22 protein-coding genes and 4 tRNA genes are annotated in these 22,025 nt (G+C 67.4%); 11 read left to right on the top strand and 15 right to left on the bottom strand.

Translation table 11 applies throughout. The features are described 5' to 3' along the window. Nucleotides 1–39: 39 nt before the first annotated feature. From BMX32_RS11810 to BMX32_RS11785, 6 genes are all read left to right on the top strand, one after another. Nucleotides 40–381, top strand: a complete 342-nt coding sequence (locus BMX32_RS11810; RefSeq protein ID WP_089979126.1) for a hypothetical protein — start codon at nucleotides 40–42, stop codon at nucleotides 379–381. 69 nt (nucleotides 382–450) lie between these two features. Continuing rightward, on the top strand, nucleotides 451–1,485 hold the full coding sequence (locus BMX32_RS11805; protein WP_089979123.1) for an agmatine deiminase family protein: 1,035 nt from the start codon (nucleotides 451–453) through the stop codon (nucleotides 1,483–1,485). Between the two features lie 48 nt (nucleotides 1,486–1,533). Continuing rightward, the gene (locus tag BMX32_RS11800) at nucleotides 1,534–2,424 is read left to right on the top strand and encodes a carbon-nitrogen hydrolase (protein ID WP_089979120.1); all 891 of its coding nucleotides are present in this window, start codon (nucleotides 1,534–1,536) and stop codon (nucleotides 2,422–2,424) included. A 21-nt stretch (nucleotides 2,425–2,445) separates the two neighbouring features. Beyond that, nucleotides 2,446–3,678: a TraB/GumN family protein gene (locus tag BMX32_RS11795; RefSeq protein ID WP_089979118.1), complete on the top strand. Its 1,233-nt coding sequence runs from the start codon at nucleotides 2,446–2,448 to the stop codon at nucleotides 3,676–3,678. A gap of 88 nt (nucleotides 3,679–3,766) precedes the next feature. Next, nucleotides 3,767–4,093 carry a c-type cytochrome gene (locus tag BMX32_RS11790; protein ID WP_089979116.1) on the top strand — a complete coding sequence of 109 codons (327 nt, stop codon included), beginning with the start codon at nucleotides 3,767–3,769 and terminating at the stop codon, nucleotides 4,091–4,093. 17 nt (nucleotides 4,094–4,110) lie between these two features. After that, entirely contained in the window at nucleotides 4,111–4,461 is a 351-nt protein-coding gene (locus tag BMX32_RS11785; protein ID WP_089979114.1) for a c-type cytochrome, read from the top strand. A gap of 16 nt (nucleotides 4,462–4,477) precedes the next feature. Here the strand turns inward: BMX32_RS11785 and BMX32_RS11780 are convergent, their stop codons facing one another. Further along, a complete protein-coding gene (locus BMX32_RS11780; RefSeq protein WP_089979112.1) occupies nucleotides 4,478–5,068 on the bottom strand; it encodes an NfuA family Fe-S biogenesis protein in 591 nt (196 codons plus the stop codon). Nucleotides 5,069–5,205: 137 nt separating this feature from the next. Here BMX32_RS11780 and BMX32_RS11775 point away from each other — a divergent pair, with 137 nt between their 5' ends. Next, entirely contained in the window at nucleotides 5,206–5,547 is a 342-nt protein-coding gene (locus BMX32_RS11775) for a 4a-hydroxytetrahydrobiopterin dehydratase (protein WP_089979109.1), read from the top strand. Between the two features lie 2 nt (nucleotides 5,548–5,549). Next, a complete protein-coding gene (locus BMX32_RS11770) occupies nucleotides 5,550–6,947 on the top strand; it encodes a CPBP family glutamic-type intramembrane protease (protein WP_089979106.1) in 1,398 nt (465 codons plus the stop codon). 51 nt (nucleotides 6,948–6,998) lie between these two features. Here BMX32_RS11770 and BMX32_RS11765 read toward each other — a convergent pair whose 3' ends face one another. Beyond that, a complete protein-coding gene (locus BMX32_RS11765; RefSeq protein ID WP_089979102.1) occupies nucleotides 6,999–7,946 on the bottom strand; it encodes an RluA family pseudouridine synthase in 948 nt (315 codons plus the stop codon). Between the two features lie 350 nt (nucleotides 7,947–8,296). On the opposite strand from BMX32_RS11765, the gene BMX32_RS11760 reads away from it, so the two are divergent. Next, nucleotides 8,297–11,647: an Rne/Rng family ribonuclease gene (locus BMX32_RS11760; protein WP_089979098.1), complete on the top strand. Its 3,351-nt coding sequence runs from the start codon at nucleotides 8,297–8,299 to the stop codon at nucleotides 11,645–11,647. Between the two features lie 67 nt (nucleotides 11,648–11,714). On the opposite strand, the gene BMX32_RS11755 is transcribed toward BMX32_RS11760, so the two are convergent. Then, complete coding sequence (locus BMX32_RS11755) at nucleotides 11,715–12,368, bottom strand: response regulator (protein WP_089979094.1); 654 nt, start codon at nucleotides 12,366–12,368, stop codon at nucleotides 11,715–11,717. Nucleotides 12,369–12,696: 328 nt separating this feature from the next. Here BMX32_RS11755 and BMX32_RS11750 point away from each other — a divergent pair, with 328 nt between their 5' ends. Both BMX32_RS11750 and BMX32_RS18660 read left to right on the top strand, forming a co-directional pair. Next, on the top strand, nucleotides 12,697–12,951 hold the full coding sequence (locus BMX32_RS11750; protein ID WP_089979092.1) for a hypothetical protein: 255 nt from the start codon (nucleotides 12,697–12,699) through the stop codon (nucleotides 12,949–12,951). Nucleotides 12,952–12,996: 45 nt separating this feature from the next. Then, nucleotides 12,997–13,149 (top strand): hypothetical protein, encoded by a 153-nt coding sequence (locus BMX32_RS18660; RefSeq protein ID WP_170843640.1) that lies wholly within the window; start codon nucleotides 12,997–12,999, stop codon nucleotides 13,147–13,149. A 6-nt stretch (nucleotides 13,150–13,155) separates the two neighbouring features. Here BMX32_RS18660 and BMX32_RS11745 read toward each other — a convergent pair whose 3' ends face one another. The 12 genes from BMX32_RS11745 to BMX32_RS11695 form a co-directional block, all read right to left on the bottom strand. Next, complete coding sequence (locus BMX32_RS11745; protein WP_089979090.1) at nucleotides 13,156–13,365, bottom strand: hypothetical protein; 210 nt, start codon at nucleotides 13,363–13,365, stop codon at nucleotides 13,156–13,158. 106 nt (nucleotides 13,366–13,471) lie between these two features. Further along, nucleotides 13,472–15,700 (bottom strand): alpha-galactosidase D, encoded by a 2,229-nt coding sequence (locus tag BMX32_RS11740; RefSeq protein WP_089979087.1) that lies wholly within the window; start codon nucleotides 15,698–15,700, stop codon nucleotides 13,472–13,474. Nucleotides 15,701–15,773: 73 nt separating this feature from the next. After that, nucleotides 15,774–18,023: an alpha-galactosidase gene (locus BMX32_RS11735; protein WP_244511512.1), complete on the bottom strand. Its 2,250-nt coding sequence runs from the start codon at nucleotides 18,021–18,023 to the stop codon at nucleotides 15,774–15,776. A 32-nt stretch (nucleotides 18,024–18,055) separates the two neighbouring features. Beyond that, nucleotides 18,056–19,000 (bottom strand): aldose 1-epimerase, encoded by a 945-nt coding sequence (locus BMX32_RS11730; protein WP_211664210.1) that lies wholly within the window; start codon nucleotides 18,998–19,000, stop codon nucleotides 18,056–18,058. Between the two features lie 267 nt (nucleotides 19,001–19,267). Next, nucleotides 19,268–19,978 carry a FadR/GntR family transcriptional regulator gene (locus BMX32_RS11725; RefSeq protein ID WP_089979085.1) on the bottom strand — a complete coding sequence of 237 codons (711 nt, stop codon included), beginning with the start codon at nucleotides 19,976–19,978 and terminating at the stop codon, nucleotides 19,268–19,270. A gap of 69 nt (nucleotides 19,979–20,047) precedes the next feature. Beyond that, the gene (locus tag BMX32_RS11720; protein ID WP_139206714.1) at nucleotides 20,048–20,287 is read right to left on the bottom strand and encodes a hypothetical protein; all 240 of its coding nucleotides are present in this window, start codon (nucleotides 20,285–20,287) and stop codon (nucleotides 20,048–20,050) included. A 105-nt stretch (nucleotides 20,288–20,392) separates the two neighbouring features. Beyond that, nucleotides 20,393–20,518 carry a hypothetical protein gene (locus BMX32_RS19035; protein WP_280140837.1) on the bottom strand — a complete coding sequence of 42 codons (126 nt, stop codon included), beginning with the start codon at nucleotides 20,516–20,518 and terminating at the stop codon, nucleotides 20,393–20,395. A gap of 265 nt (nucleotides 20,519–20,783) precedes the next feature. Continuing rightward, nucleotides 20,784–21,239 carry a carboxymuconolactone decarboxylase family protein gene (locus BMX32_RS11715; RefSeq protein ID WP_089979078.1) on the bottom strand — a complete coding sequence of 152 codons (456 nt, stop codon included), beginning with the start codon at nucleotides 21,237–21,239 and terminating at the stop codon, nucleotides 20,784–20,786. Between the two features lie 185 nt (nucleotides 21,240–21,424). Next, nucleotides 21,425–21,511, bottom strand: a tRNA-Leu gene (locus tag BMX32_RS11710). 161 nt (nucleotides 21,512–21,672) lie between these two features. After that, nucleotides 21,673–21,748: transfer RNA gene (locus BMX32_RS11705), tRNA-Gly, on the bottom strand. A gap of 23 nt (nucleotides 21,749–21,771) precedes the next feature. Continuing rightward, nucleotides 21,772–21,845 (bottom strand) — tRNA-Cys (locus tag BMX32_RS11700). A 79-nt stretch (nucleotides 21,846–21,924) separates the two neighbouring features. After that, nucleotides 21,925–22,000, bottom strand: a tRNA-Gly gene (locus tag BMX32_RS11695). Nucleotides 22,001–22,025: the final 25 nt, after the last annotated feature.

Here is a 22,025-nt window from a genome sequence, read left to right as displayed (position 1 = left end):
CGGCGTCCTGCGCCGCATGGGGAGCGCGACGGAGCCATCATGAAGACCTTCAAGCCTGTTCTGACCGCGATCGCCCTGGCTTTCGTGTCCGCCGCCGTGGTTCCGTCGGCCCGCGCCGGCGACACGCTTCTCGTCGAGCGCGTGAAGCAGGAGCAGGCCATGAACCTTCCGAAGAAGGGCATGAGCATGGCCGAGGTCGAGCGCCAGTATGGCCAGCCCACCTCGAAGCTGGACCAGCGCGGCGGCGGCAGCCGTCACCAGCCGGTGATCAACCGCTGGATGTACCCCGGCTACATCGTCTACTTCGAGCGCAGCCACGTGATCCACGCCGTGCTGAACACCCCGGCGGGCAACAACACGAATCCCGCGAATCCGCGCTGAGGCGCCGTTCGGGCAGCGGTAACCGGGAAGCCTTACAATGGAGGGCTTCCCCCACTTCGCCGCCCGCTCATGACCGAATCGTCCTATCGCCTGCCCGCCGAATGGGAGCCCCAGGCCGGCGTGCTGATCGCCTGGCCCCACGAGGACACCGACTGGGCGGATCGCCTCGACGGTGTCGAGACCACCTACGTGGCACTCGCGGCCGCGGTCACGCGCTTCGAACCGCTGCACATCGTGGTCGCCGACGCCGGGCTGCGCGAGCGTGCGCGACTGGCCATCGAGCGGACCGGCGCCGACATGTCGCGCGTCCACTTCATCGAGCTGCCCTACGACGACACCTGGCTGCGCGACTCGGGGCCGATCACGCTGACCGGTCCGGACGGCGTGCTGCTCAACGACTACCGTTTCACGGGCTGGGGCGGCAAGTTCGGCGCGGAACAGGACGACGCCCTGATCTCCGGCCTGCTCGAGCGCGGCGTGCTGTCCGGCCTGCCGCACAGGCGCATCGACTGGGCGCTCGAGGGCGGCGGCATCGAGAGCGACGGCCAGGGCACCATCCTGACCACCTGGAAGTGCCTGACGCAGCGTCACCCGGAACTCTCGCGCGAGGCGATGACCGACACGCTGGCGACCACGCTTCACGCCAGCCGCGTGCTGTGGCTGGACCACGGTTACCTTGAAGGCGACGACACCGACGCCCATATCGACACGCTGGCCCGTTTCAGCCCGGACGGCGGCATCGTCTACCAGGCCTGCGACGACGCCAGCGATCCGCATTTCGCGGAACTGGGCCGGATGGCCGCGGAGCTCGCCGCGCTGCGATCGCCCGAAGGCAAGCCGTACCCGTTGCACCCGTTGCCCTGGGCGCAGCCGATCCTCGACGACGGTCGTCGACTGGCGGCGTCCTATGCGAACTACCTGATCGTCAATGGCGCCGTCCTCGTGCCCGCCTACGGCGACCGGGTCGACGCCGAGGCGGCACGCATCATCGGACTGGCCCATCCGGGCCGCGAGGTGGTGCAGGTGCCGTGCCGTCCGCTGATCTGGCAGAACGGCAGCCTGCACTGCATCACCATGCAACTGCCGGCCGCGATCGCCGCCTGACCCACCCTCTGCAACGCGCGGCCGATCGCCGCGCCAGGAATGACGACGATGACCCGCAAGACCCTCAAGGTCGCCCTGCTCCAGGAAACCGACCGCGGCAGCCGCGACGCGAACCTCGACGCGATCGAGACCGGCCTGCGCGATGCCGCGAAAGCCGGCGTCGAACTCGTGCTGCTGCAGGAGCTGCACAACGGCCCGTATTTCTGCCAGCGCGAGAGCGTCGACGAGTTCGATCTCGCCGAAACCATCCCCGGGCCGGGCACCGATCGCATCGGCGCGCTCGCCGAGGAACTGAAGCTGGTCGTCGTCGCCTCGATCTTCGAAAAGCGCGCGACGGGCCTGTACCACAACACCGCCGTGGTCTTCGATCGCTCGCGCGCGATCGCGGGCAAGTACCGCAAGATGCACATTCCCGACGATCCGGCGTTCTACGAGAAGTTCTACTTCACGCCGGGCGACCTGGGCTTCGACCCGATCCCCACGTCGGTCGGCAAGCTCGGCGTGCTGGTGTGCTGGGACCAGTGGTATCCGGAAGCCGCGCGCCTCATGGCGCTGGCCGGCGCCGACATCCTCTTCTACCCGACGGCCATCGGCTGGGATCCCAACGATTCCGACGAGGAAAAGGCGCGCCAGCGCGAGGCCTGGATCACCGTGCAGCGCGGCCATGCCGTCGCCAACGGCCTGCCGCTGCTCGCGTGCAACCGCACGGGCTACGAAGCGGATCCGTCGAACGTGGGCAGCGGTATTCAGTTCTGGGGCAACAGCTTCGTCGCCGGACCGCAGGGCGAGTTCCTCGCTCAGGCCGGCACCGACGGCCGCGAACTGCTGATCTGCGACGTCGACATGGAGCGCAGCGAGCACGTCCGCCGCATCTGGCCGTTCCTGCGCGACCGCCGCATCGACGCCTACGGCGACCTCACCAAACGCTTCCGCGATTGATCGACAAGGACTAGCCACCGCATGATTCCGGCCGAGAACGTCAGCCTTCCCGCCGCCCTGGAAGGGCAACCCATCGAGCGCATGACGCGCGAAGGCGTCGAGTACGTCATCCTCGGCACGGCGCATGTTTCGCGCGCCAGCGTGCAGGCGGTCGACGCCCTGCTCGACACCGAGCACTTCGACGCCGTGGCGGTCGAACTCTGCGCGAGCCGCGCGCAGGGCGTTCGCGACCCCGAAGCGTTCAAGCAGATGGACCTCTTCCAGGTGATCCGCCAGGGCAAGGCCGGCATGGTCGCCGCGAGCCTGGTGCTGGGATCGTTCCAGAAGCGGCTCGCCGCGCAGTACGGCATCGAGCCAGGCGCGGAGATGAAGGCCGCGATGGACGGTGCCGACGCGCGCGGCATCCCCGTCTGGCTGGTGGACCGCGAAGTGGGCACGACGCTGAAGCGGGCATGGCGCAGCGTCGGCTTCTTCCAGCGCTTCGGACTCCTCGCCGGCATGCTCGGCAGCGTCTTCGAACGCGAGGAAATCGCCGAGGCCGATATCGAGAAGCTCAAGCAGTCCGATCTGCTGGAAAGCGCCTTCAGCGACTTCGCGGCGGGCTCGGCACCGCTCTACCGCGCGCTGATCGCCGAACGCGACGAGTTCATGGCCGCGAAGCTCCGCGAGAACGGCGCCGCGATGGACCCCGCGGCACCCAGCCGCAAGGTGCTCGTCGTGATCGGCGCCGGCCATCTGAAAGGCATGAGCGCACAGCTGGCCGGGCAGCACGGCGACGCCCGTGCGCTGGCCGACGATCTCGCCGTGACGCCGCCCGCCCCGAAGTGGCCGAAGGTACTCGCGGTGGCGCTGGTGCTCGGCATCTTCGCGGCCATCGGCTACGCCTTCTACCGCAGCCCGAGCCTCGGCATCGACGCGCTGAAGAACTGGATCCTGCTGACCGGCGGCCTCTCGGCGCTCGGTGCGCTGATCGCCGGCGGTCATCCGCTGTCCATCGTGGCGGCGTTCGTCGTCGCCCCGCTGAAGCCGTTCCGTCCCGGCATTCCCTCCGGCGCCATCAGTGCCATGGCCGAAGCCTGGGTGCGCAAGCCGCGCGTGGTCGACTTCGAACGCCTGCGCGACGACATCACGCACTGGACGGGCTGGTGGAAGAACCGCGTGGCGCGCACGCTGCTGAACTTCTTCCTGGTGAGCATGGGCACCATCGCGGGCGAATACATCGCCGGCGTCCACATCATCCGCAGCCTGTTCTGATGCCCTGCGGTTGTCCGCCGTCGCGACACGCCTCTATACTCCGACGGCTATTCAACCCCGGCCCCGCCCGGCACCCAGGGATTTCTTAATGAAGCGTCTGCATCTGGTTGGACTGATCGCTGTAGCTCTGTGCGCCGCATCCGCGGTGCACGCCGAAGGGGACAAGACCAGGGGGCGGACGCTCGTCTACACCTGCAACGGCTGCCATGGCGTGCCGGGGTACAGCAACGTCTATCCCGAGTACCACGTGCCGCACATCGCCGGGCAGAACGAGCAGTACATCGTCAATGCGCTGAAGTCGTACCGGACGAAGGGTGGCGACCGCAAACATCCCACGATGTCCGCACAGGCCGACAGCCTGTCCAACGAAGACATCGCCGATATCGCCGCCTATCTCTCCAGTCTCGCCAAGTAAGTCGCCGAGGACGAACGATGACCCGTGGGTTTTCCCTGATTGCCATCGGCGCGCTGCTCGCGCTGACCGCCACCCAGACTTTCGCCGCCGGCGATCCCGCGCGCGGCAAGACCAAGATCGCGACCTGCGTGGCCTGCCACGGTCAGGACGGCAACTCCGTCGATCCGCAGTACCCGCGCCTCGCGGGTCAGTACGCCGACTACCTCGCGCAGGCCCTCCACGAGTACAAGACCGGCCAGCGCGGCAACCCCGTGATGAAGGGCTTCGCCGCCACGCTCTCCGATCAGGACATCACCGATATCTCGGCGTATTTCTCGACCATGCCCACCCGCCTGAGCGGCCTCGAAGGGCACATCCAGGGCGAGTGATCACCGGCGGGCTGGATCAGCCCGCCCGGGCGAAGTACGGCTTGTCGCCGGTTTCGTGGTCGGTGGCGTCGCGGACTTCCGTGATTTCCGGGATGCGCTCGCGCAGGGTCTTCTCGACGCCGTTCTTCAGCGTGACGTCGACCATGCCGCATCCGTGGCAGCCACCGCCGAAGCGCAGCACCACGACGCCCCCGGACGTGACCTCCACCAGCGAGATGCGGCCGCCGTGGGACGCGATCTGCGGCGCGATCTCGGACTCCAGAACGAACTGCACGCGCTCGACGAGGCCGGCACCCTCGCCCGGGGCATCGCCCTTGATCCGAGGCGCGCGAATGTTGAGCTGGCTGCCCGTGGGGGTGGTCTCGTAGTCGATCGTGGCCGGGTCGAGCCAGCGCATGCTTTCCGTGTCGACGTAGATGTTGAATCCCTCGCACTCGACGGTCCACTCGTCGCCGGTCAGATCGGACGGGGTGCAGAACTCGAGTTCGCACTGGGCCGAGGGCGTGCCTGCCGCGACCACACGCAGGCGGATGCCCAGGCCGTCTTCGTTCTGTTGCGCCACGAGGCGCTGGAAGTGCGCCTGGGCGCGTTCCGAAATGTCGATCATGGATGACTCCGAAGGAGGTCCGGCCGGGGAATGCCGGAAACAGCACCATTTTAGTACCGTTTTCAGTTGGCGTCCCCTTTTGACAATTCAACCGCGCGCGGCGACGCTTCGCGCTCTCCACGCAAGGATCCGCCGCCATGCCGCTTTCCCCGCTCGCCACCCAGCACTGCCAGCCGCGCAAAGGGGCGGAGAACGCCCTCGATCGTGCCGCCATCGATGGCTATCTGACGGACTTGCCCGGCTGGACGCTCTCGGGCGACGGCAAGGCGATCGTCAAGGACTTCCGCTTTCCGGACTTCCACCACACGCTTGGATTCATCAACGCGGTGGGCTTCATGGCCAATCAGGAAGACCACCACCCCGACCTCGAAGCCGGTTACGGCCATTGCCAGGTGCTGTGGTCGACCCATGACGTCGGCGGCCTGTCACTGAACGACATGATCTGCGCGGCACGCGTCGAGGCCCTGCTGGACCGCTGACGATGCCCTCCCGAGCCCGCTGGCACGCCGTCGCGGCCATCGTCGTCGCGGTCGCGCTGTTCGCGCTGCTTCCCCAGCTGGCCGCGCGCGCGGTGCGCGGGGCGATCGAACGGGACAGCGCGGCGGAACGAGCCCGCTTCGACGCCGGCGCCTCGCCGTGGTCGTGGCGTTTCCGGCACGCGGACGACGTGGTCGCGGGGCAGGCCTTCGGCGGTGCCACGCTCGACGCGGGCGCCGACGGGCTCACCGTGCGCGCCACCGACGGGTCACCCGCCGAAGTGGGCTTCCCGCTCGCTCGTACGGCCGACATCCGGCGGATCGACGAACTCCACCTCCGGGCCCACGCCTCCGTCCCGGTCGCCGCGTCCGTTTCCGTCCGTGAGGCGTTCGACGAACCGATGCGCCACGCCGCGATCGGCGTCCTGGGACCCGACGCACCCGACCTCACGGTCCGCCTGCCCGCACTCGCCTGGCACGACGACGCGGGCAAGGCCGTACCCGCACCGCGCCGGGCCGCGATGCTTCGACTGGGCATGGTCCTGCCGCCGAGCGCCCGTGTGACGCTGCAGTCGGCGGCACTGCTGCCCTCCTCCGGCATCGTCGAGCCGCATGCCGGCAGCCTTCCTCGCGGGCTTGGCGCGGAGGCGCTGCTCGCCTGGCGCGACAACCAGCGGGCCGCCGATCCCCTCGTGACCTTCGACCAGGCCATCTATCGTCCGGCGCCCCCGTGGACCGGGTGGCTGCTGCTCGCGATCTACGCCGCCCTCCTCGGTGGCGGCGGGTGGCTCCTTCGCCGTCGCGCCGGCCGTTCCGTGGACCTGGTCAACGCGGCGCTCGTCGCCGCGGGGCCCCTGGGATTCATCGCGGGACTCGGCTTCGGCCCTCACCCAGCCGTCGCAGGCATCCTGATCTTCACGCTGGGCGTGGCTTATGCCGCCTTCCTCACGTGGCGTCGAGCCGTGCCCCCGTGGCACGTATGGGTGTCGTGGCGCGGCGTCGGCTGGCCCTGGCTGGCGATCGTCGTCGCAGGCGGTCTGGTCGCGTTCGTCGGCCATCCACTGGCGTGGCCGCCGGTGAACCGTGCCCTGATCTACGTCGGCTGGGCCATGGTCCAGCAGTGGCTCGTGCTCGCGGTGCTGGCCGGCTTGCTCGATCGCGCCCTGCCAAGGCCATGGGCCGTGCTGCTCGCGGCGCTCGCGTTCGCCCTGCTCCACACGCCCAACGGGCTGCTGATGCAGCTGTGCTTCGTGGCAGAGCTCGGCTGGGCGTGGTGGTTCCTGCGCCATCGGGCCATCCTGCCCATCGCCATCGCCCACGCGGCGAGCGCGCTCCTGCTTCAGGCGGGTCTGGCCGGCGGGGTGCTGCGGTCGATGGAAGTGAGCGCCCGGTTTCTGAATTAGCCGCGATCGCGCTTCGCGGGCGATGACTTCGCCCGCGTCGACGGCGAGCTCCTAGGCGCGGAGGTTGTCCAGGAAAGCCTTCAGGTCATCCGGCAGCGGGGCCGAAAAGTCGTAATTCTTGCCGCCGAGATCGAAACTCATCCGCGACGCGTGCAGGAACATGCGCTTCAGGCCCTTGGCGCGGAAGCGTTTGTTGGCTTCCTCGTCGCCGTATTTCGGGTCCCCCGCCAGCGGATGGCCGATGTACTGGGCATGCACGCGGATCTGGTGGGTGCGCCCCGTCCCGAGCGTGGCCTGCATCAGGCGCGAGCCGGGGTACTGCTCCAGCTCCTGGAAGAAGGTCAGCGAGGGCTTGCCCCCGTCGTCGACACGCACCATCCGCTCGCCGCCGTGGAGCACGGACTTCAGCAGGGGCGCGTTGACGTCGAATTTCGCCTTCCGCGGGGTGCCGGTCATCAGGCAAAGGTACTGCTTGACCACGTCGTTCTCGCGGATCAGCGCCTGCAGGCCGGTGAGGCCGGGGCGGGAGCGGGCGAGCACCAGCACGCCGCTGGTGTCGCGATCGAGGCGGTGCACCAGCTCGAGGTGCTCGTTCGGCCGGGCGGCCCGCAACAGCTCGATGGCGCCATGGCTCACGCCGCTGCCGCCGTGGGCGGCGATGCCGACCGGCTTGTCGATCACGAGGAAGTGCTTGTCCTCGAAAATGACCGCGTCAGCCACCGCCTTCACCATGCCGGACGGGGCCACGCCCTCCTCGCGCTCGGCCACGCGAACCGGCGGAATACGGAGCATGTCGCCGAGGGCCAGGCGGGTCTCGGGCTTGGCGCGCTTGCCGTTGATCCGGACCTGCCCCGTTCTCAGGATCCGGTAGACCAGACTGCGCGGCACGCCCTTCAGGAGGGTCATCAGGGCGTTGTCCACGCGCTGACCATCCCGCTCGGGACCGATTTCGACGATGCGCACACCTTGGCCGCCGTCGAGGGAAGTTGCCGTCTGCATTGATAAAACTCGAAATTGATAGGATACTCGGCCAGCGCCAGGCTCCGCTGAAGACTCATCTCTCGCGGGGTGCCAGTGTCGCTGCGTAGGGCGAGTGTCGCGCCGTTCCTTCCGAGGGGTCGGAAGGCGAGGACACCCCACATCGTAGCGGTTCGGGTTGCGGTTGTCCGGCTAATCCGTAAGGACGCGGACCGGTTGCAAGGCGCTTATTCACGAATCACGCCGGGTCCAGGTATCGGTCCCGGATCCCATGCCGCTTGAAGCCTCACCGCTGCGGCGCGATCCCCGGCAGGCCGCCACATGGGCGCCACCGCGGCGCGCGGCCGCGCGGCAAGGCCGAGGAACCCACAATGAAGCGTATGTTGATCAACGCGACTCAGCGCGAAGAGTTGCGTGTGGCCATCGTCGATGGTCAGAACCTGTACGACCTCGATATCGAAATCCCGTCCCGGGAACAGAAAAAGGCCAACATCTATAAAGGCCGCATCACCCGCGTCGAACCGTCCCTCGAAGCCTGCTTCGTCGAATACGGCGCCGAGCGCCATGGCTTCCTTCCGCTGAAGGAAGTCGCCCGCGAATATTTCAACCCGAACGCGGAAGGCAAGTCGAACATCCGCGAGCTCCTCAAGGAAGGCCAGGAGATCATCGTCCAGGTCGAGAAGGAAGAACGTGGCAACAAGGGCGCCGCCCTCACCACGTTCATCAGCCTCGCCGGCCGTTACATGGTTCTCATGCCCAACAACCCCCGTGCCGGCGGCGTCTCGCGCCGTATCGAGGGTGAGGACCGCCAGGCGCTGAAGGAAGCCATGGAGCACCTCTCGGTGCCCGACGAGATGGGCCTCATCGTGCGCACCGCCGGCATGGGCCGCGACGCCGAAGAGCTCCAGTGGGACCTCGACTACCTCCTGCAGCTGTGGAAGTCGATCTCGGCCGCCGCGAACTCGCAGAAGGCGCCGTTCCTTATCTACCAGGAATCCAAGCTCTTCATCCGCGCCCTGCGCGACTACCTGCGCAACGACATCGGCGAGATCCTGATCGACGAGGAGTCGCTCTACGGCGACGCCCGCGACTTCGTGCAGCAGGTGATGCCCAACAACCTGCGCAAGCTGAAGCTCTACCAGGATCCCACCCCGCTCTTCTCGCGTTACCAGATCGAAACGCAGATCGAGAGCATCTTCGAGCGCAACGTCCGCCTTCCCTCCGGCGGCTCGATCGTCATCGACCAGACCGAAGCCCTGACCGCCATCGACATCAACTCGTCGAAGGCGACCAAGGGCAGCGACATCGAAGAGACGGCGTTCAACACGAACCTCGAGGCGGCGACCGAAATCGCCCGCCAGCTGCGCATCCGCGATGCCGGCGGCCTGATCGTGATCGACTTCATCGACATGGACAGCCCGCGCCACCAGCGCGAGGTCGAAGAGCGCCTGAAGGACGCCCTGAAGGCCGACCGCGCCCGTGTGCAGATCGGCCGCATCTCGCGCTTCGGCCTGCTGGAGATGTCCCGCCAGCGTCTGCGCCCGAGTCTCGGCGAAGCCACCCAGATCGTTTGCCCGCGTTGCGAAGGCCATGGCCACATCCGCAGCGTGGAGTCGCTCGCGCTGTCGACCCTGCGCCTGATCGAAGAGCACGCGATGAAGGACAACACCGGGCAGGTCCTGGTGCAGGCGCCGCCGTCGGTCGCCAACTTCATGCTCAACGAGAAGCGCGCCAGCGTCGTCGAGATCGAGCTGCGTCATAGCGTCCACGTGGTCGTCGTGGCCGACGACAAGCTGGAAACGCCGCATCTGGAGATCACCCGTATCCGCGAGGCGGACATGGGCGAGCACAGCAAGCCGAGCTACGAGCGCACCACCCCGGCCGTCGCCACCGCGCTGCCGAAGATGGGCCAGGCCCTGGGCAGCGGCGAGCAGCCGCTGGTCACCGGCGTGGTTCCGTCCACGCCCGCGCCGCTGCGCGACGAGGAGTCCGAGCCGGCCGCCCCGGCGCCGGCCCCTCGTCCCGTCGCGACCCCGGCCGCTCCGACCGGCGGCTTCTTCTCGCGCCTCTTCGGCAGCCTGTTCGGCGGTGGTGCGTCTGCCGCACCGGCGGCCGAGCCGGCCGCACCGGCACGACGCGACGAACCCCGCTCCGGCAACCGCAACGATCGTGGCGCCCGTCGCGACGAGCGTCGCGGCAACGAAGGTCGTGGCAAGAGCAACGAGCAGCGCGGCTCGCAGGGTCAGCGCAAGAACGAGACGCCCCCGCAGCAGGGCCGCGGACAGCAGCAGGCCAAGGGCAACAAGCAAGGCCGCGGCGATCAGGCGCGCCAGGGCGACGAGAAGCAGGCCCGGCAGAAGGATCCGCAGCAGCAGGGTCGTCAGCCGCGCCAGGACGCACAGGCGCCGGGCGAGAACCGTCGCCAGCAGCAGCCCCGTGGCGAGCGCCAGCCCCAGGGCGAAAAGACCGAAAAGCTCGACAAGTCGTCGGCGACGGCCGCCGCCGTCGCCGCGACGGCTGTCGCGGCCGCACCGGCCGCACCGCGCCCGACCACCGAGAAGCCGACGCCCTCGCCGGCCCCGCAGGTCGATGAGAAGCTCCTCCCGAACGTCGACGACGCCGCGCTCGCCGAAGCCGCGACCGCCGTCGTCGGCGAAGCGGTCGACGGGCAGGCGGATGGCACCAAGGACGTCGAGGGCGGCCAGCGCCGCCGTCGCGGCCGCCGTGGTGGCCGCCGCCGTCGTCGTCAGGAAGACGGCAGCCAGGCCGGTGCGATCGAAGGCGCCACGGGCACCGACGACATGGATGACGAGGATGGCGACGACGAAGCGGGTGTGACGACGAACCGTCCGAGCCCGAGTGTTCCGCCCGTGCTCGACACGGCCGCCGCTGCCGAGAACGCGTTCGCCGTCCAGGCTCCCGCGTCGGTCGCGACCGGTCCGGCCGCCACGGCCGACCACGCCGACGAAGAGACGGTTCCTTCCGCACTCACGTTGCCGTCGCTGCCGAAGCTGCCGCCCATCCCGGGGCATGCCGCCGCCGAACCGGCCGTGCACGCGCATATCGAATCGGTGACCACGCCGGCCGACTCCGCGGAGTCGCGCACCACTGAGCGTCGACAGACCGAATCGGATGCTCCGCTGAAGAGCGCGCCGCCGTCCGGCTCCGCGCCCGTGCCGGCGGCCGCCCCGATGCCGGTGACGCCGCCGTCGAAGGCGGAAAGCACGACCGTCGCGGCGTCCGCGACGGCCGTCGCCGACACCGCGTCGCCGACGACGAGCGACGAGCCTGCCGCCGATGCCCCGGTATCGGTACTCGATGCCCCGGCCCGCGGCATCCTGCCCGAGGTCGAAGCACCTGCCGCGCCGGTCGTGACGACCACGGCACCCGTCGAAACGACGGTCGCACCGACGGCGCAGGTCGATGCGACCATAGCCGACGACCCGGTGCCAGCGAAGGCCGATGTGCCGGCTGCCGCCCCGGTACCGGGGGTCGTGCCGACGCAGGTCGCCTCGACGCCCGCGCCGACCGACGAGGAGGACAGCGAGCGGCCGGCACCGGCGCCGCAGGTCACGCCGAAGTCGCCCGAGGCCTCGAATGTGTCGCCGGTATCGCATGCACCGACGCCCGCCGCCGACCGTCCGGCGTGGACACCCCCGGCGCAGGGCGATCTCCTGACGCGTCCTCGCCAGGAGCCGCACGGCGAGCAAAGTGGGCACTGATCCACGTTGTGGATGACAAAAAAAACGCCGGGCTCAGCCCGGCGTTTTTTTTGCACTGAGGAAAGACTCAGCTGCCGACCTGGTGGTTATGCGTATCGAGCAGGCCGTGGACGGTCATGAGGTGCGCGAGACCGACGACGTGCTCGACGTGCAGCTTTTCCATCAGCCGTTGCTTGTATGTCGACACGGTCTTGGGGCTGAGGTTGAGGCGCTCGCCGATGGAGGTCAGCGGCATGCCGCGCACCAGCATCATCGCGACCTCCATTTCGCGCGTGGAAAGCGTGTCGAACGGCGAATCGGAGCCGTCGAGCGTCGCGAGTGCCAGTTGCTGCGCGACGGTCGGCGCAAGATACCGCCGACCCGAGGCGACCTGGCGCACGGCACTGAGCAACTCGTCCGACGAACACCCCTTGGTGAGATAACCCAGCGCACCGGCGTCGAGCAGGCGCTTCGGAAAGCGCGCATCGTCGACGACCGTGAGGATGACGATATTGGTGCGAAGCTTCGCGCGGATGACGCGTTCCGTCAGTTCCACGCCGCTCATGCCAGGCATGTGCACGTCGACGAGCGCGATGTCCGGCGAATGCGTGCGGATGAGGCGCAGGCCCTCTTCCGCGGAGCCCGCCTCCCCCCTGATCCGGAGATCCGCCTGCTGCTGCAGGATCATCCGGAAACCGGTCCTGACCAGCTCGTGGTCGTCGACCAATACAACGTTAATCATTTGATGCCCTCCCTGGGCCGACTGTACTTCTAGGCGCACGATTCTCGCCGCGCGCCGCCTGCTGATGCATACAATGCCAGATGTGCAGGCGGGACAACCAGCGCGAGGCTATGATCCGGTGAGCGAGCGCCACGCTGTATCGGCATTTACCGAAGGCCGTGAGGTGACATCCCCTGACGATCGTGTCATCTTCGATGGAAGTCGCCTGTAGGCGGAATCCGATGCACGATGCTTCCCGGAGCGGAAGACGTCCCGGATGGAATAAACGACTTATGCCGGGCGCGCCGTAAACGCGTCCGCTCGACGGATTGAAAAGGAGCACGCGTCCATGGACGACCCGACCTACCTTCAGGGCAAGCTCGCGGCGCTGGAAGCCGCTCTCGATGTGGCGATCGCCACGCATCCGGCACCCGACGCACTCGTCGAGGCCCTCTGTGCGGCCATGTCGCGCTATGTGCCCGATCGCCGCCCGCGCGATGAACGCTCCTTCGCCGAAGGCTGGATGGCGGTCGTCACGCCTTTGCTGGCAGAGCGCGCCACGCGGTCGCGACGCGCGTCTCACACGATGGCCACGTCACGCTGAAGCCTGTCGCGTCAGTGTGGGTCTACCCACACGCGAGGACATGACATGGCTAATGAGAAAAATCGCCCCCCGCAGCAGCCGGGCCAGGACATCCCGCCGGATCAGCGCGACGGGCCGACGCGCCAGAAGCCCACGAACGAGTCCGGCGACGCGCTCGACGGAACTGGCGAGGACAATCACGAGGAAAAGCGGCACTGATCCCGCTTATCGACGGGCATCCAGCTCGTCGATATCCACGGCATCGGCTCGCAGACGGCGCGCCGCCCTTGCGGCGGCGCGCTTTCTCAACATCACGATGCCGGCGAGTATCAGGATCGCCGGCCCCCAGCGTCCGCCCGTCGCCTTGGCGAGCAGCTTGCCTGCTGCGAGAGCCCCGATGGTGCTGGTATGCGAAGTCGCCGAAACCGTAGCCATGACCTGTCTCCCCATTGCGTACCGCGGTACACGAAGCCTCGCCGCCAGCGCATTCGGCTGGCGTGAAGCCGGCAGCTAGATGGTCTGCACGGTTGCGGCGCCGTCTTCACGGACAGCGACGCGTCGCCGCACCGAACCAGGCAGGGAGGACCTGGGGCGCGATCACGATCCGATCCAGATCCGGCGCCGGAGCCTCCGGATTGCCGAGGCGGATCGTGTTCCTGCCTGCCTTCAGCGCGACATCCACGACCTTCGCTACCGGATCGTCGAAGCTGCTGCCATCGAGCGTCAGCTTCGTCGTCGCGCCACCGTTGACGGTGAGATACAGGCCGCGCGGACCGCTGGTCGCATAGTCGATCTCCAGCTGGTAGCTACCGGCGACGGGAACCTCCACGTTCGCGAACGTCACGTCGTTTCCTTCGCCACCGCCCACGTTGCCCGCCTTCGCCAGCCCCGAGAAGTAATTGCTGAATCCCGCGGTGACGGCGCCGCCCCGCGTCGCCGCTTCGGCCTCGTACGTGGTGGATGCGGGCAACGCGGCATCGCCCCGTCCGCGCACCACGATGCGATCCAGGTCCGGCGGATAGCTCGCCGCGTTGCCGAACCGGATCCGGTTGTTGCCCTTGCGCAGACACACGGGAACGGTGCTGCTCGACGGGAGCTGGAAGCTGCCGCCACCGGAGTTGAAGGTCTGCATCGGGCCGTCGTTGACCTGATACAGGTACGAGCGAAGACCCTGCGTCAGCGAATCGATCTGCATGAGGTACGCACCACTGCGAGGCACGTAGACGTTGTCGATGCTCACGGTGTTGTCCGCGCCCAACCCGAGACCGCCGACCTTGATGCCGCCTGCGCAGCCCACGCAAGGCGCGGGCCCCGCATTGCCCGAAAGCACGCCGGCTTCCGCCTCATAGCTCGACGACGGCTCCGTCGCGACGTGACCGGGCAACGCTTCCACCAGCAGGAGCTGAGTGCCGTGCGCCGGCAGCTCCGTGCGATAGCTGCCGAGCGACGGGCCCTGTTCGCGATGACGCCACAGGTCGCGCATGCGTTTCGCGCCCGTCACGCCGATCGTTTTCAAGGGCAGTTCGACGACCGCGCGCGTCGCATTCATGTTGAAAAGCGCGACGTAGTAACGACCGTTGCCGAGGTCGGTGACCCACACCGGCAGATCGCCACCGAGCGCCTGCTGAGCCGGCCGGCCCGACTGGTTCACCGCGATCACCTCGTCGTTACCGGCAAGCGCCTTGCCTGTGGCATCCAGACGCGTGAGATCGCCGCCCAGGTACATGGGCGCGTTCGCCATCGCCCATAGGGTGACGGCGGAGCGCTTCTCTTCCACCGTCAGGCCGTCTTGCTCGCCGTCGCCGATGTCGAGCGTATCGAGGTCGTTCCAGCCCTTCGTCGGACCCGCCGCGTCCTGCCATGCCGGCAGGTCGCGGAAGCGCTTCTCGATGCGCGGCCAGTTCGTCAGCGTGGCGCAGCGGCTTTCGCACTCGACGTCGTCGTCGATGCGCCGCGCGTTCGAATAGCCCTGCCAGATCGGCAGGTAATCCTTGCCGACCTGCCACGAGACCGTGAGCCAGATGGGTCGACCGGTGCGCGCGATCGCCTTCGACCACGCCACCACGTCGTCGCGATTGTCGATGCTGAGATCGTCGCTGTACGACCCCGGCGTCACGCCATCGAGCTTGATGAAGTCGAAGCCCCACGACGAGAACAACGCGACGACCGAATCGATGTATTCCTGCGCGCCCGGTTTCGAGAAATCGATCTTGTAGTGATACGGCGACTCGCCCGGCCCGCCGAACGCGTTACCCGCGCGATGCGGCAGCGCAAGGATGTCCTGGATGTGCAGCGACGTGCCGAGGATCGGCGAGTTGGCCTTCACCGCCGGCTCTTCCACACCGGGAATCCAGTAGATGCCCGCCTTCTGCCCATTGCGATGGATGTGGTCGACGAGCGCCTTGATATCCGGGAACGTCGTCGGGTCGGGCAACGGACGTCCATACCCGTCGAACGTGCCCTGCCATCCCGAGTCGAGATTGAAGTAGGTGTAACCGTGCGCCTGCAGGCCGGAGGCGGCGAGCGCATCGGACTGCACCACCATCTTCGCCTGCGTGAGGAACGTCGGATCGATCGTCTGCTGACTGAACGTGCTCCACCCGAGATAAGGCTTGTGCCCGGCCCCATTGACCTGCGCGGACGCGTCGGCGGCGACAGTGAACGCGGCGAGCGCGATGGCCAGCCGCGTCAGGCGCGGAAGGTGTCGTCGACGCCGGGCGGAAGCATGGTGTTCGTGGGAAGTCGGTAACGCGGCATGATCGTTATTCATTGGCGCACTCCGGGGTTGCGGCGCCCCGGGGCGGGGCACCGATCGAGAAGACGTCGTCGAACGTTCCGGTGAATCAGCGCGTCGCGCGGCGCCCGCCTTCGCGCTCGAACACGATGCCGGCGGCCTGGAGGTCGCCCTTCATGACAAGATCGATGCCGCGCTGCATCCAGTACGCACCGCTCGCCACGTCGGGCGTACCCGGCGCGACCTTTCCGTGGATCGCGCGCCAGCGATAGCGCGCCTGCGGGTCGAGACCGCGCAGCGCGAGCGTGGGATAGGGACGCGATTCCTCGCCTTGCCGCTGGAACGCGAAGAGCACGGCCTGATGCCCGTCCTGCGCCACCGACATCGTCGCCGACCACGGCGCCCTGCCCTGCGGCGACAACAGGCGGTAGAGCGCACCGCGCTGCACGGTGGCACGGATCGTCTTGTACTCGGCGACATAGGTCTTCGCCGTCGCCGCTTCCGCGGGCGTCCACTCCAGCAGGTTGGCACCAATGCCGAGGCCACCCTGCATCGCCGACAGGAAGCGGAAGTCGAGCGAACTCACGCGGTTGTTCACCCAGTTCGGCGAACCCGTCACCCACGCCATCATCGTCGCGGGCGCATACGCGTAACTGAAGCCGTCCTGGATCGAGAGACGATCGGACGGATCGGTGTTGTCGGACGGCCAGACCTGGTCGGTCAACGCCATGATGCCGAGATCGACACGGGCGCCGCCGCCCGAGCAGGATTCGATTTCCACCTTCGGATGTTTCGCGCGCAGCTGGCGGAGGATGTCGTACAGGTTGCGCACGTAGGCGACGTACACCTTCTGCTGTTCGCCCGGCGACATTTCCGGCCAGCCCGGCTCGGACCAGTTGCGGTTGTAATCCCACTTGAGGAACTGGATGTCGTTCTCGGTGAGCAGGCGATCCAGCACCTGGAGCACGTGCGCCTTCACGTCCTCGCGCGCGAGGTTGAGCACCAGCTGATGGCGCCCCTCGCTGCGTTGACGGCCAGGAAAATTGAGCACCCAGTCCGCATGCGCGCGATAGAGGTCGCTGTCGGCGTTGATCATTTCCGGCTCGACCCACAGGCCGAAGCTCATGCCGAGGCCGTGCACCTTGTCGATCAGCGGCTTCAGTCCGTTCGGAAACTTGCGCCGGTTCACGACCCAGTCGCCCAGCCCCGCACGATCGTTGTCGCGCGCACCGAACCAGCCGTCGTCGACGACGAAGCGCTCGACACCGAGGGCGGCGGCCTTCTCGGCGAGCTTCTCCTGCCCCGGCTCGTCGACCTTGAACTCGGTCGCCTCCCACGAGTTATAGAGCACCGGACGCAACGCGGCCGACGCGCCGCCCGGCAGAACGCGATCGCGTTCGAACGCATGCATGAGACGCGAGGCGTCGCCGATGCCGGCGCGCGTGTAACCGGCGTAGAAAACCGGCGTGTCCAGTGCTTCGCCGGGCTTCAGGCGATAAGCGAAGTCGAACGGATTGAATCCGCCGACGACACGCACCTGCCCGAGAATGTCCTCGTCGACGCGAATGCTCCACGAACCGCTCCACGCGAGCGCACCGAACCAGACGTCGCCGTGGTCTTCGTTCCATGCGTCGCCGCGTCCGATCGCGAACCACGGGTTGTTCTCGTCGCCGGTACTGCCGCGGCGGCTTTCGAGTACCGTCGCACCCGGCGTCACGGGACGCGTCTGCAGATGCCATTCGCCGGCCCACGTTCCCGTGAGGTAGCGCAGCGAATAGTCGTTGGCGCGCGGCAGATTCCACGTGGCGGCCGCCGCGCTGTCGATGGTCAGCGCCTGCTTGCCGGTGTTCTTGATGTGCGCGGAGCGGCCCACGATGCCCGTCGCGTCGTCGGCGGTGTAACGCAGCGTCACGGCGACGCCGGCCTGCGCGTCCTTGAGCACGATGGCGAGGCCGTCGTTCTCGACACGGTAGCTGTCGTAGCGCAGCACCACATCGCGATTGCCATCGTCGAGACGCACCTTGAGGGCGGGCGTCGCCGTCATCGCGCCGCCCCAACCGGCGTATTCCTGCGGCGTGAGCGCGCCGGCCGGATCGAACGACGAACGTTCCGGTGCTGGCAGCGCGGGCCCGAGCGTGTCGCTCGCCGGCAGCCGCGCGCCCCAGTAAAGGGTCTGCAGCATGCCATCGGCGTTGACGCCCATGGCATAGGTGACGCCACCCGCGTCCAGACGGAAGAGCCGCTGCGCGGCGTCGTAACGCGGCGTCGCATTGACCGTCGCGGCCGCGTAGACCGGGGACGCCAGCAGACCGCACGCCAGCACCGCACCCAGATGGACGCTTCGAAGGGAACGAATCACGATACGACCTCTCTTTTCATGTCGACGGCCACTCAGGCATCCAGGCGTTCGACCCGGAACGCGAACGCACGCTCCAGACTGGATCGCGGTGCCAGTTCGGTCATGCCGTTGGCGACCGCACCGCCCGGCAGATGCACGGCGTTGATGGGATGATCCACTGGCTCGAAGCAGAAGAACGCCTCGCCTTCCGGCACGTAGATCACATAGGTATCGACGTCGGCCTCGATATGCAGGCGCAACGCCCTGGCGGGCCACTCGATCACGGCATGGCCATTCCAGCCCTGGAACGCGTGATTGAGCCCCCCGGCCGGCAGGTCGGCCGGTTCGGAAAAATCCCAGGCCGGCGGCACGGATTCGCGGCGCACCGGCAGCGGATCCCGTCCATCGTTCTGCCAGACGCTGGTGGCCGGCGCGTGCAGACGCACGCCGCCATGCAAGGGGAAGAAAGGATGCACGCCAAGGCCGAACGGCAGCGCGCGTGGCCCCGCGTTGATGACGCGGACCGTGAAGCGCATCGTGTCGCCGACGATGCGATAACCCATCGTCGCGCGAAAGGCGTACGCTTCCGGCAACGCCTCGTCGAGCGCGAGCACCATGGAATCGGGACCGTGACTCAACACCGTCCACGGACGCTGCCAGCCACTTCCGTGAATCGGCCAGGCATCGTCGGCGCGGTTGCGCGCCAGCGGCACCCACTGCTCCCCATGAAAAAAACCGCCGTGGGCAATGCGATTGCTCCACGGCAGCAGGGGGTAACTGGCAAGGCGGTTCGGATCGATGAGGCCCGCGCCGTCCTCGAGGGGGAACGACGCGGGCCGCATCAGGGGCACGGGTTGACCGTCGACGAGCGCGTCGAAAGCGAGCACGCCGCCACCGGCTTCGGGAAGGACGGAAAGGCTCAGCCTGTCCGTGCCGATCCGCAGGGGACATGACGACGTCATCGCGTCACGGCGATGGGTGAACGAAACGACCGCCATGCGTGCGCCGCATCGCGCGACGTGCGAACGGTGCCGAGAATCATGAGCTGCATTCGAATTCCCCTTTCGCATCGGGCTCCCACCCGACCGCGGACGACTCCGGACCTAATTGTAGTATTTTATGATTACTCGTCCGCAAGCTGCGCCGCAGCAAAAGCGATGACGGTCGCTATCTGACGCGATGGCGCGGTACGTAGCGGATGAGCGTAGCTTTCGGAGCGCGCTCGCAGAGCACGCCGATTGAGGATTCCGTCACGTTTCGCGACGCTACGGTTTCCGCCGCGGACGCTTCGCGATGTTGTCGCGCGATTCCGAGACCATGGTCTGCATGGCCTGTCGGGCCTTCTCCGGCTGACGTCGGCGCACCGCTTCGTAGACGCGCTGATGATGCGGCAGCGCCGCCTTGAAGTTGTCCGCGTTGCTTGCGGACAATCGGAAGAACGTGCCGAGCGCGGTTTCGATCACCGAAAACAGCGACGCCATCAGTTCGTTGTTCGTCGCGCGCAGCAGGCGTTCGTGGAAAGCCAGATCGGCTTCGGCCCACGCGTCGAGATCTTCGGCGGCGGCCATCGCCTCGTACGCCGCCCCGAGGTCTGCCAGCTGCGCGTCGGTACGACGCCTCGCCGCCGCCGCGGCCGCACCGGGTTCGATCAGCTCGCGCATCTCGACCAGCTTTTCCACGAAGCTGTCCGTCGGCATCGACGCGCACCGCCACGCCAGAATGTCCGCGTCGAGCTGGTTCCAGTGGATGGCCTCGCGAACGCGCGCGCCCGTCCGCTGTCGGGATTCGATCAGTCCTTTCGTCGTGAGCACCTTCAGGGCTTCGCGCAACGCCGTACGGCTGACCTGCAGACGTTCGGCCAGCGCCTCCTCACGGGGCAGTCCCGCACCGGGCGAAAGTTCACCACTGACGATCAGCCGGCCGAGCTGCTGCACGACGAGGTTATGCAGTCCGCGCGAGGCGACGGGCTTGACCATGCAGGACTCCTGGGCGCGACGAGGCTTGGGTAGGCAACATTAACGCACGAGCCCTCGCCGCGGGTCGCGTCAGATACGCTGCGCGGCCCCGAGCACGAGCTCGCGCCCGGCCGGGCTGAGTCGCCAGCATCCGTCGTCGTTCTGCCTGACCAGGCCCTGCGCCTGCAGTTCGCGACAAGCCGTCTCGGACAACGTGCCGACGCACAGATGCCGCGTGTCGCTCAGCTTCAGCAGCGCGTCTTGCTGCTCCGGTGTGAGCAGGCCCCACATCGTGTCGCTCCCATCGATCCCCTGTGGGAGATAGTGCACGACCGATCCGGCCCATGCGTGAAACGCGAGTGTCATGAGCCCACGACCGCCACGCATTTCCGGCAAAGGGCGCCAGGCCCTGCCTGAGCCACCGGCATCGCGTCCTTACGGGCCGGCACGGCGCCGGCGGAGGACCGACCGGACACCCGGGATACGGGCGGACGCGCGCCGGGGCACGTTGACCAGCAGGAGGAAAAAGGCGAACACGCCAATGGTGGCGAGCGCGGTCATGCGCGTACCTGCATCGTCGAAATTCCCGGCACGTTCCACCCCTGTTCGTTGTCCGGGCGAACATTACCGACCCGGATGTCAATCGTCTGTAGGCGAAACCCTACATAGACGCGCGCGTCGCCCGGTCCGTTGCCCGCCTTGGGACGCAACGCAGGGCAAGGTCGTGCCTCGCACCGATCGGCGTCACGTGCGGGGGCGATCAATGCGGTCGGGCGGCAGCGGAGCCTGCCTCACGGCGAGGCTCCGCACCAGACGTATCGGTTATTCAGACGTCCGGCTTCGCACGCGGCTTCAGCCGGAAGCTGACGCCCATCCGGTTGATCGCGTTCATGGCGGCGATGGTCAGCGTGAGATCCACCAGGTCCTTCTCATCGAAGACCGCTGCCGCGGCCGCATAAGCCTCGTCGGAGGCGTGCGTTTCGCCGACGCGGGTGACCTCCTCGGCCCATGCCAACGCCGCGCGCTCCTGGTCCGTGAACAGGTAAGCCGCCTCATGCCAGACCGGCACCAGAACCACGGTGTCGACCGACATTCCCGCCTTCAGAAGATCCCGCGTGTGGATGTCGATGCAATGTGCGCAGCCGTTCAACTGCGAGACCCGCAGAAACACGAGATGGATCAGCTTCGGGGGCAGCGCGGTCCCCGTCGTGACGAAGTGATGCAGGCCGCCGAGTGCCTTGGCCCCCTCGGGAGACACCGTAAACCAGTTGGCTCGATTCATGTGCAGCTTTCCTCGTTGATGGAGTCGCGTGGCCGGCGCGCGCCGGCGGTCCCTATCAAGACGATCTCGCATGGCGAGTTGTGACAGGCAGGGCCATCGTCGACGCGACGGCCTCCTGTCCACGCTGATTTTCACGAGTGCGCTCGACGGCGGCCGTTACGGCGCGCGTGACCCGTTGGGAGACATGGTGCCCGGAGTGGGACTCGAACCCACATACCCTTACGGATGAGGGATTTTAAGTCCCTTGCGTCTACCGATTTCGCCATCCGGGCCAAAAGAAAAAAGGCGCGCCGCGGGAGCGACTGCGCCTTCTCAGTGCGATGGCGGGTCGGGTCGGTGTCGAGCCGGCTCGTCCTCGCTGCGCGTCGCGAAGAGTATCCGCGCGACCGTGAAAAAACAAAACCCCGGGATCACCGGGGTTTGTGCGAAACAATGGAGCGGGAAACGAGACTCGAACTCGCGACCCCGACCTTGGCAAGGTCGTGCTCTACCAACTGAGCTATTCCCGCATGCATTTGTCGACTTGCAACGATGGAGGCCGAGGTCGGAATCGAACCGGCGTACGCGGATTTGCAGTCCGCTGCATGACCACTCTGCCACCCGGCCATCGTTTGCGCAGCGCGAAGAATATCCGCGTGGCGCCTAAAAAACAAAACCTCGGTTCCCCGAGGCTTTGTAGAATACATGGAGCGGGAAACGAGACTCGAACTCGCGACCCCGACCTTGGCAAGGTCGTGCTCTACCAACTGAGCTATTCCCGCGTCGTTGTCCGGCCATTTTAGATCA

Origin of the sequence: Luteibacter sp. UNCMF331Sha3.1 (assembly GCF_900109915.1) — a bacterium.
Taxonomy (GTDB): domain Bacteria; phylum Pseudomonadota; class Gammaproteobacteria; order Xanthomonadales; family Rhodanobacteraceae; genus Luteibacter.
Note: the sequence above shows the minus strand (reverse complement) of the source record. Positions and strands in the feature narration are given on the sequence as shown.

Bases quoted from the DNA above. Each gene is read 5' to 3' on its own strand.
- BMX32_RS11785 (WP_089979114.1), top strand. From the start codon at position 4,111: ATGACCCGTGGGTTTTCCCTGATTGCCATCGGCGCGCTGCTCGCGCTG.
- BMX32_RS11770 (WP_089979106.1), top strand. From the start codon at position 5,550: ATGCCCTCCCGAGCCCGCTGGCACGCCGTCGCGGCCATCGTCGTCGCG.
- BMX32_RS11715 (WP_089979078.1), bottom strand. From the start codon at position 21,239: ATGAATCGAGCCAACTGGTTTACGGTGTCTCCCGAGGGGGCCAAGGCA.
- BMX32_RS11765 (WP_089979102.1), bottom strand. From the start codon at position 7,946: ATGCAGACGGCAACTTCCCTCGACGGCGGCCAAGGTGTGCGCATCGTC.
- BMX32_RS18660 (WP_170843640.1), top strand. From the start codon at position 12,997: ATGGCTAATGAGAAAAATCGCCCCCCGCAGCAGCCGGGCCAGGACATC.
- BMX32_RS11740 (WP_089979087.1), bottom strand. From the start codon at position 15,700: ATGAATAACGATCATGCCGCGTTACCGACTTCCCACGAACACCATGCT.
- BMX32_RS11795 (WP_089979118.1), top strand. From the start codon at position 2,446: ATGATTCCGGCCGAGAACGTCAGCCTTCCCGCCGCCCTGGAAGGGCAA.
- BMX32_RS19035 (WP_280140837.1), bottom strand. From the start codon at position 20,518: ATGACCGCGCTCGCCACCATTGGCGTGTTCGCCTTTTTCCTCCTGCTG.
- BMX32_RS11800 (WP_089979120.1), top strand. From the start codon at position 1,534: ATGACCCGCAAGACCCTCAAGGTCGCCCTGCTCCAGGAAACCGACCGC.
- BMX32_RS11810 (WP_089979126.1), top strand. From the start codon at position 40: ATGAAGACCTTCAAGCCTGTTCTGACCGCGATCGCCCTGGCTTTCGTG.
- BMX32_RS11790 (WP_089979116.1), top strand. From the start codon at position 3,767: ATGAAGCGTCTGCATCTGGTTGGACTGATCGCTGTAGCTCTGTGCGCC.
- BMX32_RS11745 (WP_089979090.1), bottom strand. From the start codon at position 13,365: ATGGCTACGGTTTCGGCGACTTCGCATACCAGCACCATCGGGGCTCTC.
- BMX32_RS11750 (WP_089979092.1), top strand. From the start codon at position 12,697: ATGGACGACCCGACCTACCTTCAGGGCAAGCTCGCGGCGCTGGAAGCC.
- BMX32_RS11755 (WP_089979094.1), bottom strand. From the start codon at position 12,368: ATGATTAACGTTGTATTGGTCGACGACCACGAGCTGGTCAGGACCGGT.
- BMX32_RS11780 (WP_089979112.1), bottom strand. From the start codon at position 5,068: ATGATCGACATTTCGGAACGCGCCCAGGCGCACTTCCAGCGCCTCGTG.
- BMX32_RS11725 (WP_089979085.1), bottom strand. From the start codon at position 19,978: ATGGTCAAGCCCGTCGCCTCGCGCGGACTGCATAACCTCGTCGTGCAG.
- BMX32_RS11760 (WP_089979098.1), top strand. From the start codon at position 8,297: ATGAAGCGTATGTTGATCAACGCGACTCAGCGCGAAGAGTTGCGTGTG.
- BMX32_RS11730 (WP_211664210.1), bottom strand. From the start codon at position 19,000: ATGGCGGTCGTTTCGTTCACCCATCGCCGTGACGCGATGACGTCGTCA.
- BMX32_RS11775 (WP_089979109.1), top strand. From the start codon at position 5,206: ATGCCGCTTTCCCCGCTCGCCACCCAGCACTGCCAGCCGCGCAAAGGG.
- BMX32_RS11805 (WP_089979123.1), top strand. From the start codon at position 451: ATGACCGAATCGTCCTATCGCCTGCCCGCCGAATGGGAGCCCCAGGCC.